This window comes from Pseudomonas sp. FW306-02-D09B (genome assembly GCF_058782685.1).
This window is the reverse complement of the sequence record NZ_JBYSXY010000006.1, coordinates 243,630-261,507: the sequence shown is the minus strand read 5'-3', so window position 1 is coordinate 261,507 and position 17,878 is coordinate 243,630. Positions and strand designations below refer to the sequence as shown.

General features: G+C 58.2%; 14 protein-coding genes, 1 tRNA gene and 2 pseudogenes. 9 read left to right on the top strand and 8 right to left on the bottom strand.

Annotated features, from left to right (window positions below; translation table 11 throughout):
- Nucleotides 1-12: 12 nt before the first annotated feature.
- Nucleotides 13-1,527, top strand: a complete 1,515-nt coding sequence (locus AC3WK5_RS13105) for an ABC transporter substrate-binding protein (protein WP_103315248.1) — start codon at nucleotides 13-15, stop codon at nucleotides 1,525-1,527.
- A 310-nt stretch (nucleotides 1,528-1,837) separates the two neighbouring features.
- Here AC3WK5_RS13105 and AC3WK5_RS13100 read toward each other — a convergent pair.
- The 8 genes and pseudogenes from AC3WK5_RS13100 to AC3WK5_RS13065 form a co-directional block, all read right to left on the bottom strand.
- Nucleotides 1,838-2,047 (bottom strand): annotated as a pseudogene (locus AC3WK5_RS13100) (PAAR domain-containing protein); the annotation flags it as partial.
- Nucleotides 2,048-2,198: 151 nt separating this feature from the next.
- Nucleotides 2,199-2,408 (bottom strand): annotated as a pseudogene (locus AC3WK5_RS13095) (Arm DNA-binding domain-containing protein); the annotation flags it as partial.
- An 86-nt stretch (nucleotides 2,409-2,494) separates the two neighbouring features.
- A tRNA-Gly gene (locus tag AC3WK5_RS13090) sits at nucleotides 2,495-2,570 on the bottom strand.
- A gap of 63 nt (nucleotides 2,571-2,633) precedes the next feature.
- Nucleotides 2,634-3,194 carry a CDP-diacylglycerol--glycerol-3-phosphate 3-phosphatidyltransferase gene (pgsA, locus tag AC3WK5_RS13085; protein WP_054596826.1) on the bottom strand — a complete coding sequence of 187 codons (561 nt, stop codon included), beginning with the start codon at nucleotides 3,192-3,194 and terminating at the stop codon, nucleotides 2,634-2,636.
- Nucleotides 3,195-3,227: 33 nt separating this feature from the next.
- Nucleotides 3,228-5,051: an excinuclease ABC subunit UvrC gene (gene uvrC / locus AC3WK5_RS13080; protein ID WP_054596825.1), complete on the bottom strand. Its 1,824-nt coding sequence runs from the start codon at nucleotides 5,049-5,051 to the stop codon at nucleotides 3,228-3,230.
- A gap of 2 nt (nucleotides 5,052-5,053) precedes the next feature.
- On the bottom strand, nucleotides 5,054-5,695 hold the full coding sequence (gacA, locus tag AC3WK5_RS13075) for a response regulator transcription factor GacA (protein WP_081013790.1): 642 nt from the start codon (nucleotides 5,693-5,695) through the stop codon (nucleotides 5,054-5,056).
- A gap of 135 nt (nucleotides 5,696-5,830) precedes the next feature.
- Nucleotides 5,831-6,265: a GNAT family N-acetyltransferase gene (locus AC3WK5_RS13070; protein ID WP_103315247.1), complete on the bottom strand. Its 435-nt coding sequence runs from the start codon at nucleotides 6,263-6,265 to the stop codon at nucleotides 5,831-5,833.
- 9 nt (nucleotides 6,266-6,274) lie between these two features.
- The gene (locus AC3WK5_RS13065) at nucleotides 6,275-7,033 is read right to left on the bottom strand and encodes a carbon-nitrogen hydrolase family protein (protein WP_103315246.1); all 759 of its coding nucleotides are present in this window, start codon (nucleotides 7,031-7,033) and stop codon (nucleotides 6,275-6,277) included.
- A 626-nt stretch (nucleotides 7,034-7,659) separates the two neighbouring features.
- Between AC3WK5_RS13065 and AC3WK5_RS13060 the strand changes: the two genes are divergently transcribed.
- The 8 genes from AC3WK5_RS13060 to AC3WK5_RS13025 all read left to right on the top strand — a co-directional run bounded on the left by AC3WK5_RS13060 (nucleotide 7,660) and on the right by AC3WK5_RS13025 (nucleotide 17,579).
- A complete protein-coding gene (locus tag AC3WK5_RS13060) occupies nucleotides 7,660-8,739 on the top strand; it encodes a 3-deoxy-7-phosphoheptulonate synthase (RefSeq protein WP_103315245.1) in 1,080 nt (359 codons plus the stop codon).
- 263 nt (nucleotides 8,740-9,002) lie between these two features.
- On the top strand, nucleotides 9,003-9,884 hold the full coding sequence (locus tag AC3WK5_RS13055; RefSeq protein ID WP_103315244.1) for an esterase/lipase family protein: 882 nt from the start codon (nucleotides 9,003-9,005) through the stop codon (nucleotides 9,882-9,884).
- Nucleotides 9,885-10,025: 141 nt separating this feature from the next.
- Nucleotides 10,026-10,307: a peptidylprolyl isomerase gene (locus tag AC3WK5_RS13050; RefSeq protein ID WP_054596819.1), complete on the top strand. Its 282-nt coding sequence runs from the start codon at nucleotides 10,026-10,028 to the stop codon at nucleotides 10,305-10,307.
- A 137-nt stretch (nucleotides 10,308-10,444) separates the two neighbouring features.
- Nucleotides 10,445-12,313 carry an extracellular solute-binding protein gene (locus tag AC3WK5_RS13045; protein ID WP_103315243.1) on the top strand — a complete coding sequence of 623 codons (1,869 nt, stop codon included), beginning with the start codon at nucleotides 10,445-10,447 and terminating at the stop codon, nucleotides 12,311-12,313.
- Entirely contained in the window at nucleotides 12,313-13,371 is a 1,059-nt protein-coding gene (locus tag AC3WK5_RS13040) for a microcin C ABC transporter permease YejB (protein ID WP_103315242.1), read from the top strand. Before AC3WK5_RS13045 ends, AC3WK5_RS13040 begins: the two co-directional genes overlap by 1 nt.
- Nucleotides 13,371-14,393, top strand: a complete 1,023-nt coding sequence (locus tag AC3WK5_RS13035) for an ABC transporter permease (RefSeq protein ID WP_054596816.1) — start codon at nucleotides 13,371-13,373, stop codon at nucleotides 14,391-14,393. The genes AC3WK5_RS13040 and AC3WK5_RS13035 overlap by 1 nt, the downstream gene beginning before the upstream one ends.
- A 53-nt stretch (nucleotides 14,394-14,446) precedes the next feature.
- On the top strand, nucleotides 14,447-16,027 hold the full coding sequence (locus tag AC3WK5_RS13030; RefSeq protein WP_103315241.1) for an ABC transporter ATP-binding protein: 1,581 nt from the start codon (nucleotides 14,447-14,449) through the stop codon (nucleotides 16,025-16,027).
- A gap of 136 nt (nucleotides 16,028-16,163) precedes the next feature.
- Entirely contained in the window at nucleotides 16,164-17,579 is a 1,416-nt protein-coding gene (locus AC3WK5_RS13025) for a sigma-54 interaction domain-containing protein (RefSeq protein ID WP_103315240.1), read from the top strand.
- The last annotated feature ends 299 nt before the right edge of the window (nucleotides 17,580-17,878 follow it).

The following is a 17,878-nucleotide window of genomic DNA, read 5'->3' as shown; positions in this document are numbered from 1 at the left end:
GGGATTTTGACCATGAAATCGAAACATCTGAAACTGTTGACCGCCGCTACGCTGGCTGCTTGCACACTTGCAGCCGGCGTCTCCCAGGCGGCAGGCGTACTGACCATCGGTTGCCGTGAAGAAAGCACAACCTTCGACCCGATCAAAAGCGCACAGAACCGTGATAACTGGGTGTTCTCCAATGTTTATGATGTGTTGGTGCGTGTCGACAACGCGGGTACCAAGCTGGTACCGGGGTTGGCTGAAAGTTGGAAAATTTCCGATGACGGCCTGACCTACACCTTCAAGCTGCGCTCGGCCAAGTTCTCCGACGGCTCACCGATTACCGCCAGCGATGCGGTGTTCAGCCTATTGCGCATTCGCGACAACAAAGGGTCGCTATGGAGCGACTCTTACAAGATTATCGACAAAGCTGAAGCGATCGACCCACAGACACTGGTAGTGACGCTCAAAACCCCTTCTGTGCCGTTCCTCTCGCAACTGGCATTACCCAATGTTTCCATCCTATCGCAGAAAGCCATGGAAAAAATGGGTGAGGAGGCCTACGCCCAGGAGCCTGTTGCGTCCGGTGCCTTTACCGTCAAAGAGTGGTTGCGTGGGGATCGCGTAGTACTGGAGAAGAATCCAAACTTCTGGCAGGCCGACAAAGTCAGTCTGGATGGCGTGGAGTGGATCTCCATACCGGATGACAATACGCGGATGCTGAAGGTACAGGCAGGCGAACTGGACTCGGCAATCTTCGTCCCCTTCTCCCGCGTCGAAACCCTGAAGAAGGACTCCAACCTGGTCGTGCACATGAACCCCTCCACCCGGGAAGATCACTTATTGATCAATCATGAACACGGACTGCTGGCCAAGCCTGAAGTGCGCCAAGCACTGGATCTTGCAATCAACAAAAAGTCCCTGGTCGATACCGTGACTTTCGGCCATGGCCAAGTGGCTTATTCATATATCCCTAAAGGTGCGCTTTATCACAATGCCGATAATCTGCAGCGCCCGTATAACCCGGAAAAAGCAAAAAAAATGTTGGCGGATGCTGGCGCTTCACGCCTGAAGCTCAACTATGTAGTCAACGCTGGCAACGAGGCCGATGAGCAGATCGCCGTACTGGTTCAGCAGCAGCTCGCAGCAGCGGGGGTGACTGTCACCTTGCAGAAAGTCGACCCGACCCAGAGCTGGCAAATGCTGATCGACGGCGATTACGATCTGTCCGTGATGTACTGGACCAACGACATCCTTGATCCGGACCAGAAGACCACCTTCGTTCTGGGGCACGACACCAACATGAATTACATGACCCGCTACAAGAACGACAAGGTCAAGGATCTGGTCGCTACCGCACGAGTCGAAGTGGACCCGAGCAAGCGCAAGCAGATGTATACCGACCTGCAGACGATGGCCAAGCAGGACGTCAACTGGATCGACCTCTACTACAGCCCGTACATCAACGTTTCGCGCAAAAACATCGAACACTTCCAGCAAAATCCGTTGGGACGTTTTAGTCTTGAGGAAACGGTGAAGAACTAGTTGTTGTGATTCAAGAGGTTATTCATCCGCCCCTAAGCGATCAGCGTCGGGGGGTAGGCTCACCGGAGACATACATCGTAGTCGGGTAGATCACTGTGGCCGTCGTTGGGAAACGCCCCTTTGCATAGGGGACAAGGCTGTGGCCACAGCTGATAACACAAACTATACCCCCTTAAAAACCGGTTACATTTCATTTGGCGCCCCGGCCTATTCGATCTACTCAATCAACTCATCGCCTTGTGCCTGCCCAGGCGGGGTGTTCACTGTATTCTCGTTCGTCCTGTGATTACGTTTGCACGACATCGAGTAGTCACAACAGTCGGATACCCCGCCTTGAAGTGCTTGGCTGCCAGCTGATCACAGCCCCCTTCGGATCACTGGCGATCAGGCTGGCACCACAGGCGGTTTTCATACCGTCCAGCGCCACAGCAATTCCGCCCACCGTGTAGGTGCTGCTGCCCTCAGCTATGGGGAAGACGCCTTTGCACAGCGGGCAGCTGACTTTGTAACCAACAACCGCCTGTCAGCACCGGACTCAACGTCCTCTACCCCTCATCAATCCATCAAGGGCGTCCCAGCTTCAGTGTGACTGCCTTGAAGGTTCGCCATGCGAGGAAGACCGCTGTAAAGGAGTTCTCATCAGCCGCCAAAGCGGTAAAACGATCCTCTCTTCAAGCTGCGCGAGGGTCAGCGCCCTTGGCAACCAAGGCTCGAACTTGATCGCGTGCCAGCCTAGCGTCTTTAAGGCTTATTTCCGGATACATTCCCAAGGAAATGCGAGCCGGTTTACCCAGCCAGTTAAAACGAAAATGCCAGCTCTTGGCACCCTTCGAGCTGACGAATAGGTGCAAGCCATCCATGTCCTTGAGGCTGTAATTTTTACGAGGTTTTTTACGTTGCGAATGGACGTACCAATAAAATAACGCACAAAAAAAACGCCACTCATTGAGTGGCGTTTTTCTGTATTTGGAGCGGGAAACGAGACTCGAACTCGCGACCCCGACCTTGGCAAGGTCGTGCTCTACCAACTGAGCTATTCCCGCGTCTTGGTGTGGCGCATTTTATAGAATTTGGAAGTCTCGTCAACCCCTTGATTCAAAAAAGTTTTATTTTTTTTCTACATCGGTTTTCAGATGCGGCCAGGCAGCACGCAGATATTGCACCATGGACCACAACGTCAGGCCTGCGGAGACCATCAGCAAGGTATAACCCACCAGAACCCAAAAGCTGAAGTCCGACGGATTGGCCAGCAGGATCACCAGCGCCAGCATCTGCGCAGCGGTTTTCCATTTGCCCAGGTTCGAGACGGCAACATGCGCACGCGCGCCCAGTTCGGCCATCCACTCTCTGAGTGCGGAGACGACGATTTCACGGCCGATGATCACCGCAGCCGGCAGCGTGAGCCACAGGTTGCCATGCTCTTGCACCAGCAGCACCAATGCCACTGCGACCATCAGTTTGTCGGCTACCGGATCGAGAAATGCGCCGAACGGTGTGCTTTGTTCCAGGCGGCGGGCCAAATAGCCATCCAGCCAGTCGGTAGCCGCAGCGAACGCGAAGACCGAGGCGGACGCCAGGTAGCTCCATTGGTACGGCAGGTAAAACAGCAAAATGAAGATCGGGATAAGTAGAACGCGTAGAACGGTGATCAGATTAGGGATATTCATCGGCACAACTGGCTACGAGGTGAGTTGGGCATTCTACTCGCTGTGCAGGTTTGCATAAATCAACTCAGCGAGCTTTTTACTGATCCCCGGTGCTTTGGCGATCTCTTCGATGCTTGCACGAGACAGCTCCTGCAATCCACCAAAATGTTTCAACAGGTCACGCCGCCGTGTCGGCCCTACCCCGGCAACGCCTTCAAGCGTTGAAGTGCGACGGGTTTTACCACGTCGCGCGCGGTGACCGGTAATGGCGAATCGGTGAGCCTCATCACGGATCTGCTGGATCAAGTGCAGCGCCGGAGAATCTCCGCGCAAGGTGAACTCGTGGGCGGCGTCATTGAGATACAGCGTTTCAAACCCGGCCTTGCGCGTCGCGCCCTTGGCCACGCCCAGAAGAATCAGGTCAGGCACGGCCAACTCGTTGAGCACATCACGCGCCATGGACAACTGCCCCTTGCCGCCGTCCACCAGCAAGATGTCCGGCAACTTGCCCTCGCCGTCCTTCAGCTTGCTGAAGCGTCGAGTCAGCGCCTGATGCATCGCCGCGTAGTCATCGCCCGGTGTGACACCTTCGATGTTGTAGCGGCGGTAGTCGGACTTCAGCGGCCCTTCCGGGCCAAACACCACGCAAGACGCCACTGTCGCTTCGCCGCTCGAGTGACTGATGTCATAGCATTCCAGCCGTTGCGGCGGCTCATCCAGGTCAAGCACTTGCGCCAAGGCTTCAAACCGTGCGGCAACGTGCTGACGGTTGGCCAGACGCGCCCCGAGCGCCTGCTCGGCATTGGTCACGGCCAGTTGCTGCCAGCGTGCTCGCGTACCGCGGACCCGATGGCTGATAGTCAACTCGCGACCACGCAGCTCTTCAATGGCCGCAATCAGGGTCGGAAAGTCCTCGTGGACCACATTGACGATCAATTCGCTCGGCAAGTCGCGTTCGGGACTGCTGATGAAGTACTGGCCAAGAAACGCCGCCATCACCTCGGCAACATCTTCTTCAATACCCACCTGTGGGAAAAAGTTTTTGCTGCCCAGCACCCGTCCGCCACGCACACTGATCAGATGAACACAGGCACCGCCCGGGTTGATGAACGCCGCGATGACATCGACATCCCCCGTTCCGCCTTCCATGCTCTGTTGATCTTGCACCCGGCGCAGCAGGGAAATCTGATCCCGCAGCTCGGCCGCCCGCTCGAAATCGAGGGTACTCGCCGCCTGCTCCATGCCTGCGGACAGCTCGTCTGTCAGCGCATTGCTGCGACCTTCGAGGAACATCACCGAGTGACGCACATCCTCGGCGTACACCTGCGGTTCGACCAGGCCAACGCAAGGTGCCTTGCACCGTTTGATCTGGTACTGCAGGCAAGGTCGCGTGCGGTTCTTGTAGTAGCTGTCTTCGCACTGACGAACAAAAAAGGTCTTTTGCAGCAGGCTCAGGCTTTCACGAATCGCACCGGCGCTCGGGTAAGGACCGAAGTACTTGCCCTTCAGCTTTTTCGCACCGCGATGGATGCTCAAGCGTGGAAAATCGCCATCCGAAAGAAATACGTACGGATAGGACTTGTCGTCTCGCAGGAGAATATTGTAAGGCGGCCGCCATTCCTTGATCAGCGTCTGCTCAAGCAGCAGTGCTTCGGTTTCGTTGGCAGTGATGGTGGTTTCAATTTGGGCAATCCGGCCAACCAATGCAGCCGTTTTGGGTGCCAGACCGGTCTTGCGGAAATAACTCGCCAGACGTTTCTTCAGGTTCTTGGCTTTGCCCACATACAGCAGGCGCGCATCGCTGTCGAACATGCGATACACACCAGGGCGCCCACTGACGGTCGAAAGGAAGGCGCTTGGATCAAACGGGTCAGTCATTGTCAGAGGCTGGCATCGACCATGCCGTGACGAACCGCCAACAGCGTCAACTCAACATCGCTGCTGATCGAAAGCTTCTCGAAAATGCGGTAACGGTAGGTGTTCACGGTTTTTGGCGACAGGCATAGCTTGTCGGAAATGATCTGGACTTTCTGGCAGCCGACAATCATCAGGGCGATCTGGATCTCCCGCTCGGACAGTGCGTCGAAGGGCGAATCATTGCTCGGCTGGAACGACTTGATCGCCAACTGCTGGGCAATTTGCGGACTGATATAACGCTGCCCGGCAAATACCAGGCGAATCGCCTGCACCATTTCATTAAGCCCTGCGCCCTTGGTCAGATAGCCCGCGGCACCTGCCTGTAACAGTCGGGTAGGAAACGGATCTTCCTCGCACACGGTTACAGCGACGACTTTGATGTCCGGGTGGCTGCGCAGCAACTTGCGCGTGGCTTCAAGACCGCCGATCCCAGGCATCTTGACGTCCATCAGCACCACATCCGGTTTCAACTCACGCGCTTTAAGCAGGGATTCCTCCCCCGACTCAGCCTGGCCGACTACTTGCAGACCATCGATGTCAGCCAACATTCGTGTAATACCTGCACGAACGAGATCATGGTCATCGACTACTAGCACCCTAATCAAGCAGACACCTCGCGATATGGTCTTATTGGTTGCCGAACACCTTAGCAAAAAGCATCCGGTAGACCTAGCAGCAAGCGCTATATAAAAAGTTTCAATTCGTCTTGAATGGCTTGAGCTACAGGCTTTGCAGACCTTTCAGCGCAGACATTTACGCTCCATCCTCAGGAAACAGTCGTCCTGCCCGACAATCTGCAAGCCCATGCGCTGATAAAGCGCTTGCGCGGGATTGTCCTCGAACACCGTCAAACGCAACGCCGGACGTCGCTCTGCACAGGCTTTCGAAAACACCTGTTCGATGGCCCAGGTGCCAACGCCCTGACCGCGAGAGGCCTCGACCACATGCAACTCGCGAATGTACAGGGCCTTCGAGTCGCGGCTCAGGCTGGTAAAACCCAGCACCGATGCATGTTGGCAAATCAGCCAGTTTTCCCGACCTGCCCAGGCAACATCGAAAGCCTCGTCGATCCACGGCAGGTCATGGCGAATGTAATAGCCAAGCATCGTCTGGCACGTCAGTGCTCGCGCAAATGACAAATGTTCCGCCGAGGCCGGCCGCAGTTCAAGATCCATTTGCCCTCCTCATGCACTGACCACGGGCAGGACCTCCCCGCTCCATTCGCTGGCATTTCGACGGGCGATCACCAGTAAATCCCCGGTTCCCGGGGCCGCTGTGATCAGCGAACCGTCCGGCGCCCAGATTGCACTGCGCCCCGCCGACTCCCAACCGCCCGTCGCACCGCCATGATTGGCCATCAGCACCACCATCGAGTGCTCGCCGGCATACCCCTGCAGCAATGTGGTGTCCGGAGCATAGCCACCTTCGGTAATCAGCACGCCTGCGGCGTAGAGGTTCGCCCCCATGTCGGCGGCCGCAACGGCATGACTGGCATGCGAAAAGTCAGCGCACACCGCCAACGCGATCGTATCGTCACCTATTGTCAGCAGCGAACCGCCCGACCCCGGTGCAAACGCCACCTCCTCGCCCGAATGCAAATGCTGCTTGCTGTAGACCCCCAGCGAACCATCGGCAGCCAGTACCAGCGCGCCAATCAGTACCGGCGAATCGGCCGCCAGGCGAATTGGCATTCCGACCACAGCGGTGATACCCAGCTCTTGAGCCAGATCCCGCAGTGGCTGCAAAACCGCTGCATCCGGCGCGATCGCCAATTGCGCCGCCAATCCACGCTCATACCCCGTGAGTGACAACTCGGGGAACACCAATAGTTGTACGCCCTGCTCGGCGGCGACCTGGATGAAGTGCTGGTGCCGAGTCATGTTGGCGCGAAGGTCCCCGGCAATCGAGATCGATTGTGCGGCAGCGATGGTCAGTGTCGTCATCTGCGTTGTCCTTGATGAGTGTCCGCGAGCAATCACGAAGTGTGGCACAAAGCTACGCCGTGCTTAAGCCATAGAAACCGACCTGCGAGCCGATAGTATTTACTGATTGAATCTGCACACCCGCCTCTAGTAAGCTCGGCGCATTCATCGGAGACAGACCATGCTGCATACCCCTTCACAGCTTCGCATCGCCAGCGCCCCGCGCTCGGTTGCGGCTGCACGGGTAAATGGCGTCTGCGCACCGGTAAACTTTTATTTTGGGTATTGGTTTAGCCACTGGCGCGCCTGATACCCACACGGCGCCCACTACTCAAGGGGTCGCCTACCAGAGAATTCTCAACCCCCGGTCGGCTTCCCGACCGGGGGTTTTGTTTTTTCAGCCCCATACATTTTTAGCGACATCACTGACTTCAAGGAATCACGACATGAACTACGCCACTTATTACCGTTACGACAGTTTTTCCGCCTGGCGATTTAGCAGCCTCCGCTCGGGACAGCCTGCCGCCTCCGATCGGTCACCCACAGGTGGCATGCACACACTCGAAGCCAACCCGGCCAATTGTCGAACACCCCAGTAGGGCCGAGCGCGCGGGACCGAACCCGCTGCCAGCCCAGGAAGCCTGAATATGAACTCGTCCATCTCTGCTCTGCCACTGTCCACCTTGAGCCCGGCCAATGAAGCGCTGACCCAGCGTTTGCCCAGCTCGCTGCAACTCAAGCACCAATTGCCACTCAGCCTCACGCTGACCCAACAGGTCGCTGCCCACCGTGAAGCGGTTCGCGCGATTCTCGACGGTGAAGACTCCCGTCTGCTGGTCGTCGTCGGCCCTTGTTCGATACACGATCCGCACTCCGCCCTCGAATACGCTGGCAAGCTCGCCCGGCTTGCGGCCGACGTCAGCGATGAAATACTCGTGGTAATGCGCGCCTACATCGAAAAACCTCGCACCACGGTGGGCTGGAAAGGCCTGGCCTACGACCCGCACCTGGATGGCAGCGACGACATGGTCGGTGGCTTGACCCTCTCCCGTGAATTGATGCGCGAAATGCTTCGCCTCGGTTTGCCGATCGCCACTGAACTGCTGCAACCCATGGCCGCCAGCTACTTCGATGACCTGCTGAGCTGGGTCGCAATCGGCGCGCGCACCACCGAATCACAGATTCACCGTGAGATGGCCAGCGGCCTGGGCATGCCGGTCGGTTTCAAGAACGGCACCGATGGCGGTGTCGGCGTCGCCACTGATGCCATGCGCTCGGCAGCGCATCCGCATCGGCACTTCGGTGTCGACAGCCAGGGGCACCCGGCAATCATTCAGACTCAGGGCAACCCGGATACGCATCTGGTACTGCGCGGCGGGCATCGCGGGCCAAACTATGATGTTCAGAGCGTCGCTCAAATACAGAACGACTTGCAGAAACTGAAGATTGCCTCGCGGATCATGGTCGATTGCAGCCATGCCAACAGCGGTAAAGACCCGCTACGCCAGCCAGCCGTGTTCAATGAAGTGCTTGAGCAACGCCTGAGCGGCAATCGCTCGCTGATCGGCATGATGCTTGAAAGTCATCTGTTCGAAGGCTGCCAACCGTTAAGCACGTCGCTGCGCTATGGCGTTTCGGTGACTGACGGCTGCCTGGGGTGGGAGGCGACCGAGCAATTGTTGCGCAACGCCAGCCTGAAACTGCGCGGATCTGAAGCGGGCATCTGAACAAACCCACATACAAGTACTCAGCGATCAATTGCCCGGCACTGCCGTTCCAGTTGCACCTCTGGAACGGCAGTGCCAGACAATCACTGACGAAAAGATCTCAAAATGTTCCGAGCAATGCCTCGAAAAAATCTGATCTTTCCCGCTATTTCTATTCCGCTTTCAACAGTTTCTAGCGGTTTTTTCCCACACCGCTCGCCTGTCGCCCTGCATTAGAGTGAGGACGTGAACCCCACTCGAACTTACGGAATACAGGTACGCCCATGCAACGGAATGCAATCACGCAACACCCGATCCTGCTGGTCCATGGTCTCTTCGGATTCGAAAGCATCGGCAAACTGGAACTCTTCCATGGCGTGAAACAGGCACTGAGGAACACTGGTGCTCAAGTGTTCATACCCCACCTCTCGGCCACTCACTGCAATGAGGTCCGTGGCGAGCAACTGCTGGCACAAATCGATCGGGTGCTGGCAGGCACCGGCGCGAGCAAAGTCAATCTGATCGGTCATAGCCAAGGTGCACTGACCGCTCGTTATGCCGCAGCGATGGCCCCCCAGAACATCGCTTCGGTGACCTCGGTCAGCGGACCGAACCATGGCTCCGAGCTCGCCGACTGCTTGCGCAAAGCGTTGACCCCCGGCCACCTGCCAGAACACGTCGCAGTGGCAGTCTCGACGTTGTTTGTCGAATTCCTGTCGTTTATCAGTGGCAACCCGAATATCCCGCAGAACGCCGTCGCCGCCCTCAACGCTTTAACGACTGAAGGCGTCGCGGCCTTCAATGCCAAATACCCTCAAGGCCTGCCGAAGACCTGGGGTGGCAACGGCGAAGAACTGGTCAACGGCGTTCGTTACTACTCCTGGAGTGGCACATTGCAGGGCAACCTGCTGGATACAGGGCTGCATGCGCTCGATCCACTGCACGCTTTTTGTCGAGGGTTTTCCAGGTTTTTCACTCGCGAGACCGAGCAAAACGACGGGATGGTCGGCCGCTACAGCTCGCACCTGGGCACCGTCCTGCGCTCCGATTACCCAATGGACCACCTGGATGCGATCAATCAAACGGCCGGTCTGATACGCAAAGGCATCGACCCCGTCGAATTGTACTTGCTGCATGCCGAACGCTTGAAAGGCATCGGTCTCTAGGGTTTGTTGACGTTGGGTGACGGCGGCGACGGCAAGTCGTCGCGACAGCAGGCAATGGTTTGACGGAACTTTGACGAGAAATAGGTCACTGAATCCGGTAGGCTCAGCACCTTACTTGAACATTGAATGGAGATTTCTCTCATGGCCAAAGCCACTGCCCGCCACATCCTGGTTGCCACCGAAGCAAAGTGCAACGAACTGAAAGCCCAAATCGAAGGCGGCGCTGATTTCGCCGAAATCGCCAAAGCCAACTCCACTTGCCCGTCGAGCCGTGACGGTGGCAACCTCGGTTCGTTCGGTCCAGGCCAGATGGTCAAGGAATTCGACACCGTGGTCTTCAGCGCTCCGGTCAACACCGTACAAGGTCCGGTCAAGACCCAGTTCGGTTACCACCTGCTGGAAGTGACCAGCCGCCAGGACTGATTATTCCGCGATTTGCTCAAACAACGGCCCACCTTCTGGTGGGCCGTTGCGTTTGGATCGAATGATTATGGCTGGCGAGTCACGCGCTGCTAGCGTACAAATTGTGCTTATCGATCATCCGGCTCTTAAGGCTGACAATGCGACTGGCTTTCCCCTCATTGATCTTCACGGCCCTGGCCTTGCTGCTGAACACCGCAGGCGTGAACGCTGCGCCACAACACGCCTTGACCGTGTATGGCGAACCAGCCAAGTACCCTGCCGGTTTCAGTCACTTTGCCTACACCAACCTGCAAGCCCCCAAGGGCGGCAGCATGCGCCGCTCGGCGATGGAAATCGGCCACTTCGACCACGTGTTGCCGTACATCGACAAGGGGATTGGCGTGACTCAGGTCGACGGGATGATTTACTCGCCGCTGGCCCAGCGTTCGCTGGATGAGCCCTACACCGTGTACGGGTTGGTGGCAGAGAAAATGGAGCGTGCCGACGATGGTCTGTGGCTGCGTTTCTACCTCAATCCCAAGGCTCGCTTCGCCGACGGCACGCCCATCACCGCCGAAGACGTGCGCTACACCTTTGACCTGCTGATGACCCAGGGCAGCCTGCGCTATCGCACCCAATTCGCCGACGTCAAAGGCGTCGAAGTCGAGTCGCCGAGCACTATTCGCTTCGACTTCAAGAGCAACGAAAACCGCACCCTGCCCCTGGACATTGCGACTCTGCCAGTATTTCCCGAGCACTGGTGGACAACCCGCGACTTCGCCAATGGCGGTGGTTACGAAGCCCCCCTGGGCAGCGGCCCGTACCGCGTCGGCAAGGTTGATTCGGGGCGCAGCATTACCTTCGAGCGCAACGCAGACTGGTGGGGCAAGGACTTGCCTGTCAGCCGTGGCCTGTACAACTTCGACCATTTCAGCATCGAGTACTTCGGCGACACCGACGTCGCTCGTCAGGTCTTGCGCGGCGGTGCCTATGACTACAACCGCGAGTTCTCGGCCACTGCGTATTCCATCGGTTACGAAGGTCCGGCGTTGAACGACGGTCGCCTGCAAAAAGCTCATCTGGCCAAAGAGGCACCACAACCTTCCCAGGGTTTTGTGTTCAATCTGCAAAAGCCGATGTTCCAGGACCGCCGTGTACGTCAGGCCCTGGCGATGCTCTGGGATTTCGAGTGGAGTAACCGGCAGATGATGCGCGATATGTACATTCGCCAGCAGAGTTACTTTTCCAATAGCCTGTTGGCAGCCAGGCAACTGCCCGATGCCGGCGAACTGGCGATTCTCGAACCCTTGCGCGGGCAGATTCCAGACGAGGTCTTTACCGAGGTTTTCGAAGCACCGAAGACCGACGGCAGCGGCCTGATCCGTGACAAGCAATTGCAGGCACTGGCGCTGCTCGAACAAGCTGGCTGGAAAGCCGATGGCGATCGACTGGTCAACGCCGAAGGCGAGCCACTGGCGTTTACCTTCCTGATCGGCCAGAACGGCATGGACCGTCTGCTACTGCCGTACAAGCGCAACCTGGCGCAGATCGGGATCAATCTGGACATCCGCCGGATCGACTCGTCACAGTACGTAAACCGCTTGATGAGCCGTGACTACGACATGATCGTCACCGGCTATCCGGTGACTACCTCGCCTGGGAGCGAGCTGTACAACTACTTCGGCTCGGCCGCCGCCACCGACCCCGGCTCCAATAATTACATGGTGCTGAAAAATCCGGCCGTCGACACGCTGATTACCGGTCTGGTCAAAGCCACCACCCAGGCTGACATGCTGCGTTATGCCCACGCACTGGACCGGGTGCTGCAATGGAACTACTACTGGATTCCCAACTATTACCCGCCAGGCTCCTCGACCGTGTGGTGGAACCGTTTCGGCATTCCGGCGATACAAGCGAGCAATGACGAAGCCATCGAGAGCTGGTGGGAAATGAGCCCAACGCCGCTGACCAACGAACAGATGGCCGTCGAACGCATCAGCCGTGGCAAACCCGGAGGGCCGCATTGATGCTGGCTTATATAGTTCGACGTTTGCTGCTGATCATTCCGACGCTGGTGATCATTCTGCTGGTCAACTTCGTGATCGTGCAGGCCGCACCGGGTGGCCCGGTCGAACAGGCCATCGCTCACCTGCAAGGCATCGGCGGCGCAAGCATCGGGTCTTCCGGTGATGCCATCAGCCACGGCTCGCGGGCCAGCCGCGGGCTTGATCCACAATTGATCAAGGACATCGAAAAACAGTACGGTTTCGACAAACCGGCACCGGAACGCCTGTGGCTGATGATCACCAGCTACGCCCGACTGGACTTCGGCAAGAGCTTCTTTCGCGGTGCCACGGTCACCGACCTGATCCTTGAAAAAATGCCGGTGACCATCTCCCTCGGGCTTTGGGCGACACTGATCACCTACCTGGTATCGATTCCGCTGGGCATTCGCAAAGCTGTGCATCACGGTAGCCTCTTCGATATCTGGAGCAGCACCATAATCGTCATCGGGTACGCGTTGCCGGCGTTCCTGTTTGCAATGTTTCTGATCGTGGTATTTGCCGGCGGTACGTCGTTGAACTGGTTTCCGGTACGGGGACTGGTCTCGGAGAATTTCGATCAGTTGTCGACACTGGGAAAAGTGGCCGACTACTTCTGGCACCTGGTGCTGCCGGTGACGGCGCTGGTAGTCGGCGGTTTCGCTACCTTGACCATTCTGACCAAGAACTCGTTCCTCAACGAGATCACCCGTCAGTACGTGGTCACCGCCCGCGCCAAAGGCCTGAGTGAACGCCGAGTGCTCTACGGCCACGTGTTTCGCAACGCAATGCTGCTGGTGGTTTCGGGCATTCCCCAGGCGTTGATCAGCGTATTTTTTGCCGGTTCCCTGTTGATCGAGGTGATCTTTTCCCTCGATGGCCTGGGACGGATGAGTTATGAAGCGGCGGTGTCCCGGGACTACCCGGTGGTGTTCGGTTCGCTGTTCATCTTCACCCTGTTCGGTCTCTTGATAAAAATCATCGGCGACCTTTGCTACACCCTGGTCGACCCGCGCATCGACTTCGCCGCGAGGAACGCTTGATGCTCAATCTCTCGCCCCTGGCGCGCCGACGCTTCGAACGCTTCAAGAAAAACCGTCGAGGCTGGTGGTCGCTGTGGCTGTTCATCGGCCTGTTCGTCCTGACCCTCGGTGGTGAGTTGATTGCCAATGACAAGCCACTGGTACTCAGCTATCAGGGTTCGTTGTACTACCCGGCGTTCAAGCGCTACACCGAGCAAGAGTTCGGCGGGCAACTGCCGTTCCAGGCCGACTACCGCAGTGATTACGTGCAGAAGCTGATCCACAAGGATGGCGGCTGGATGCTCTTCCCGCCGATCCCGTTCAGCGACGACACGCCGAACTACGACCTCAATCAGCCGGCGCCGAGTCCACCCTCGAAGGTCAACTGGCTGGGCACCGATGATCAGGCGCGCGATGTCTTGGCGCGGGTGATTTTCGGCGCCCGGGTGTCGATACTGTTTGCGTTGGCGCTGACCTTCATCAGCGCACTGATCGGCATCGCCGCTGGCGCCTTGCAGGGCTACTACGGCGGCTGGGTCGACCTGCTCGGTCAGCGTTTGCAGGAAGTCTGGTCGGGGCTGCCGGTGCTCTACCTGCTGATCATCCTGTCGGGATTCGTCGAGCCGAATTTCTGGTGGCTGTTGGGGATCATGGCGCTGTTTTCCTGGCTGGCACTGGTGGACGTGGTGCGCGCCGAGTTCCTTCGCGGGCGCAACCTGGAGTACGTCAAAGCGGCGCGCGCACTGGGCCTGACCGACCGTAAAGTGATCGTGCGGCATATTCTGCCCAATGCGATGAACGCGACCTTGAGTTACCTGCCGTTCATTCTCACCGGGGCGATCTCGACCCTCACCGCCCTCGACTTCCTCGGCTTTGGCATGCCCGCAGGCAGCGCCTCGCTGGGCGAGTTGATCGGTCAGGGCAAACAGAATCTGCAAGCCCCGTGGCTCGGGCTGACGGCGTTTTTTACCCTGGCGCTGATTCTTTCCTTACTGGTGTTTATCGGTGAAGCATTGCGCGATGCATTTGATCCGCGATCTTGATCCGCGCTCTTGAGCCGCGATCTTGATCCACGAATTTGAGCTGGACATTGGACATGAGCGACAACCTGATCGAAATCCGTGACCTCAACGTGGCCTTCAGTGGTCAGGCTGCAGTGCGCAATGTGTGCCTGGACATCCGTCCCGGCGAGTGCCTGGCGCTGGTCGGCGAATCCGGCTCGGGCAAATCGGTGACCGCCCAATCGATCCTCCAACTGCTACCTGACGGCGGCACCGAAACCCGGGGCAGCATTCGCTATCGTGGCCAGGAACTGATCGGCGCGGACGTCGCGACCCTGCGAGCATTGCGCGGCAATCGCATCGCGATGATTTTCCAGGAACCGATGACCTCCCTCAATCCGTTGCACAGCGTCGAAAAGCAGATTGGCGAAACCCTGCTGGTGCACAAGGGACTGGGTGACAAGGCGGCGCAAAAACGCACCCTTGAGCTGCTCGAACTGGTGGGCATCAAAAAACCCGAAGAGCGCCTCAAGGCCTATCCGCACCAGCTCTCGGGTGGCCAGCGGCAACGGGTAATGATCGCCATGGCGCTGGCTTGCGAACCCGAGTTGCTGATCGCCGATGAGCCAACTACCGCGCTCGATGTGACGGTACAGCGCAAGATCCTGCGGCTGCTCAAATCACTGCAACAACGCCTGGGCATGTCGCTGCTGTTGATCAGCCACGACCTTAATCTGGTGCGCAGCATCGCCCAGCGTGTCTGCGTCATGCGCGCTGGGGAAATCGTCGAGCAAGCCGAGTGCGAGCGCCTCTTCAACCACCCGCAACATCCCTACAGTCGCCTGCTGTTGAACGCCGAACCGGAAGGCGAACCCCTGCCTCGTGACGAGCGTGAAGTGGTGCTGGAAGTCAACGACCTCAACGTGCGCTTTCCGCTAGGCGGCGGATTGTTCCAGCGCAAAACCTGGCTGCATGCAGTCGACGGCATCAGCCTGAGTATTCAACGTGGCAAGACGCTGGGCATCGTTGGCGAATCCGGTTCCGGCAAATCCACCCTCGGCCAGGCGATCCTGCGCCTGCTCGACTCCGACGGCAGCATCCGCTTTCAGGGCGAGGCGCTCGACAGCCTGAACCAGAAGCAACTGCGGCCCTGGCGCAAGCAGATGCAGGTAGTCTTTCAGGACCCGTTTGGCAGCCTCAGCCCGCGAATGTCAGTCGCACAGATCATCAGCGAAGGGCTGGAAGTCCACAGCCAATCAAGCGCTGCCGAATGCGAGACCCAGGTCATTCAGGTGCTGAAAGAGGTCGGCCTTGACCCGCAAAGCCGCCACCGCTACCCGCACGAATTTTCCGGTGGCCAACGCCAACGGATTGCCATCGCCCGCGCCCTGGTACTGAAACCGGCATTGATTCTGCTGGACGAACCGACCTCGGCACTTGATCGCACGGTGCAAAAACAGGTGGTCGCCCTGCTCCGCCAGCTTCAGGAAAAATACGGCCTGACCTACCTGTTTATCAGCCATGACCTGGCAGTGATTCGCGCCCTGGCCCATGACATGATCGTGATCAAGGACGGTAAAGTCGTGGAACGCGGCGCCAGCCATGACGTGTTCGCCGCACCGCAGCACCCCTATACCAAAGAGCTGTTGGCCGCAGCGCATCCGGGCTGGGTATGATCCCGCCAGACCGCGTTATGGCCTTCGCGAGCAAGCCCGCTCCCACAGGGTCTTGTTAACACCGCAGATCCAATGTGGGAGCGGGCTTGCTCGCGAAGGGGCCTGAACAGGCAATACACATTCTGGAAATGAAACCATGAACACCACCGAAAGCCTCAAGGACTACCAACGTGTGCGCATGCTGGCGATCCGCTCGCTGTTCGAGATCATCGAGCAATCCAGCGAAGGCACGGTGATCGTCGACCGCGACGCGAACATCGTCTGGATGAACGAACGTTATGCCAAGCGCTTCGGTCTGGCGTCAGCTGAAGTGGCAATCGGCAGGCCTTGTGAAAGCGTGATCCCCGGCAGCCTGTTGCGCGAGGTGGTGCGTACCGGTCGACCGATCCTGCTGGACATGCAGGACACGTCCAAAGAACCGCTGGTGGTGATGCGCCTGCCGATTCACGATGACACCGGTGCGGTGATCGGCGCCATCGGCTTCGCACTGTTCGATGAACTGCGCAGCCTGTCGCCGATGCTCAAGCGTTACCTGAGCATGCAGGAAGAGCTTGCGTCCACGCGTTCGCTGCTACGGGCCCGGCAAGCCAAGTACACCTTCGCCCACTTCATTGGTACCAGCGCTGCCAGCCTGGAGGTCAAACGCCGCGCCCGACGTAGCGCCAGCACTGAGTCCCCGGTCTTGTTGCTGGGTGAAACCGGCACTGGCAAAGAGCTGCTGGCCCAGGCGATTCACGGTGCCTCGCCACGGGCGCACAAAGCCTTCGTCAGCATCAACAGCGCGGCGATCCCCGAAGCGTTGCTCGAAGCCGAATTTTTCGGCACCGCGCCTGGCGCCTTCACCGGTGCAGATCGCAAGGGCCGCTCCGGCAAGCTGCAGATCGCTCAGGGCGGGACCTTGTTTCTCGACGAAATCGGCGACATGCCGCTGCCGTTGCAAAGCAAACTGCTGCGGGTATTGCAGGAAAAAGAATTCGAACCGGTCGGCTCCAACGAAGTGATCCAGAGCGACGTACGGGTGATCGCCGCGACCTCCACCGACCTTGAAGCGGCGATCAAACGCGGCGAGTTTCGTGCCGACCTGTATTACCGCCTCAACGTGTTGCCGATCCAGGTGCCGCCCCTGCGCGAGCGCCTCGACGACCTGCCGGCCCTGAGCGAAGCGATCCTGGAAGAGCTGCGCAGTCAGCATGAGCTCGACAGCCAGGCCCTGGAGTTGCTCGGCCAACACGCCTGGCCGGGTAACATTCGTGAACTGCGCAACGTGCTGGAACGGGCCGCTTTGCTCAGTGATGACCTGATCCTCAATGCTGCGGAAATTCGCGCGGCGATTGGCAGCTTTGTGCCGGTACAGCGTTGCGCATCACTGGCCATTGAAACCCATGCCAACGAGACCTTCAGTGCCGCACGCGAACGCTTCGACCGGCAGTTGATTGAAAGTACGCTCGCGCATTGTGGTGGCAAGGTGATCGACGCGGCGGCGCGGCTGGGGCTGGGGCGTTCGACGCTGTACAAGAAGATGGTGGCGCTGGGGATTGCCGAGTCTCTATAAAGAGATGCTTGTCTCTGTTTATAGACATGACTTGAAATCGCGTCGCGGCCATCGCGGACAAACGGAACGCCGCCCGGCCGCTCCTACAGGTTTCGGGTGTACGCATCATCCGCGATCGGCACAAAATCTGTAGGAGCGGCCGGGCGGCGTTCCGTTTGCCCGCGATGGCGTCAGCTCGAACAGCACAATCTCAAAACAGAGACAAATATTTCAAGAATCATCGCCACAGATAAAAACATCCTTACTTATCAATAACTTAACAAGTTGGCACAAAACTCGCTATAGCCCCCTCCACACCC

Coding starts and splice junctions, on each gene's coding strand:
- AC3WK5_RS13055 (WP_103315244.1), top strand. CDS start 9,003: ATGCAACGGAATGCAATCACGCAACACCCGATCCTGCTGGTCCATGGT.
- pgsA (WP_054596826.1), bottom strand. CDS start 3,194: ATGAATATCCCTAATCTGATCACCGTTCTACGCGTTCTACTTATCCCG.
- AC3WK5_RS13045 (WP_103315243.1), top strand. CDS start 10,445: ATGCGACTGGCTTTCCCCTCATTGATCTTCACGGCCCTGGCCTTGCTG.
- AC3WK5_RS13105 (WP_103315248.1), top strand. CDS start 13: ATGAAATCGAAACATCTGAAACTGTTGACCGCCGCTACGCTGGCTGCT.
- AC3WK5_RS13040 (WP_103315242.1), top strand. CDS start 12,313: ATGCTGGCTTATATAGTTCGACGTTTGCTGCTGATCATTCCGACGCTG.
- AC3WK5_RS13060 (WP_103315245.1), top strand. CDS start 7,660: ATGAACTCGTCCATCTCTGCTCTGCCACTGTCCACCTTGAGCCCGGCC.
- AC3WK5_RS13065 (WP_103315246.1), bottom strand. CDS start 7,033: ATGACGACACTGACCATCGCTGCCGCACAATCGATCTCGATTGCCGGG.
- uvrC (WP_054596825.1), bottom strand. CDS start 5,051: ATGACTGACCCGTTTGATCCAAGCGCCTTCCTTTCGACCGTCAGTGGG.
- AC3WK5_RS13070 (WP_103315247.1), bottom strand. CDS start 6,265: ATGGATCTTGAACTGCGGCCGGCCTCGGCGGAACATTTGTCATTTGCG.
- AC3WK5_RS13050 (WP_054596819.1), top strand. CDS start 10,026: ATGGCCAAAGCCACTGCCCGCCACATCCTGGTTGCCACCGAAGCAAAG.
- AC3WK5_RS13025 (WP_103315240.1), top strand. CDS start 16,164: ATGAACACCACCGAAAGCCTCAAGGACTACCAACGTGTGCGCATGCTG.
- AC3WK5_RS13035 (WP_054596816.1), top strand. CDS start 13,371: ATGCTCAATCTCTCGCCCCTGGCGCGCCGACGCTTCGAACGCTTCAAG.
- AC3WK5_RS13030 (WP_103315241.1), top strand. CDS start 14,447: ATGAGCGACAACCTGATCGAAATCCGTGACCTCAACGTGGCCTTCAGT.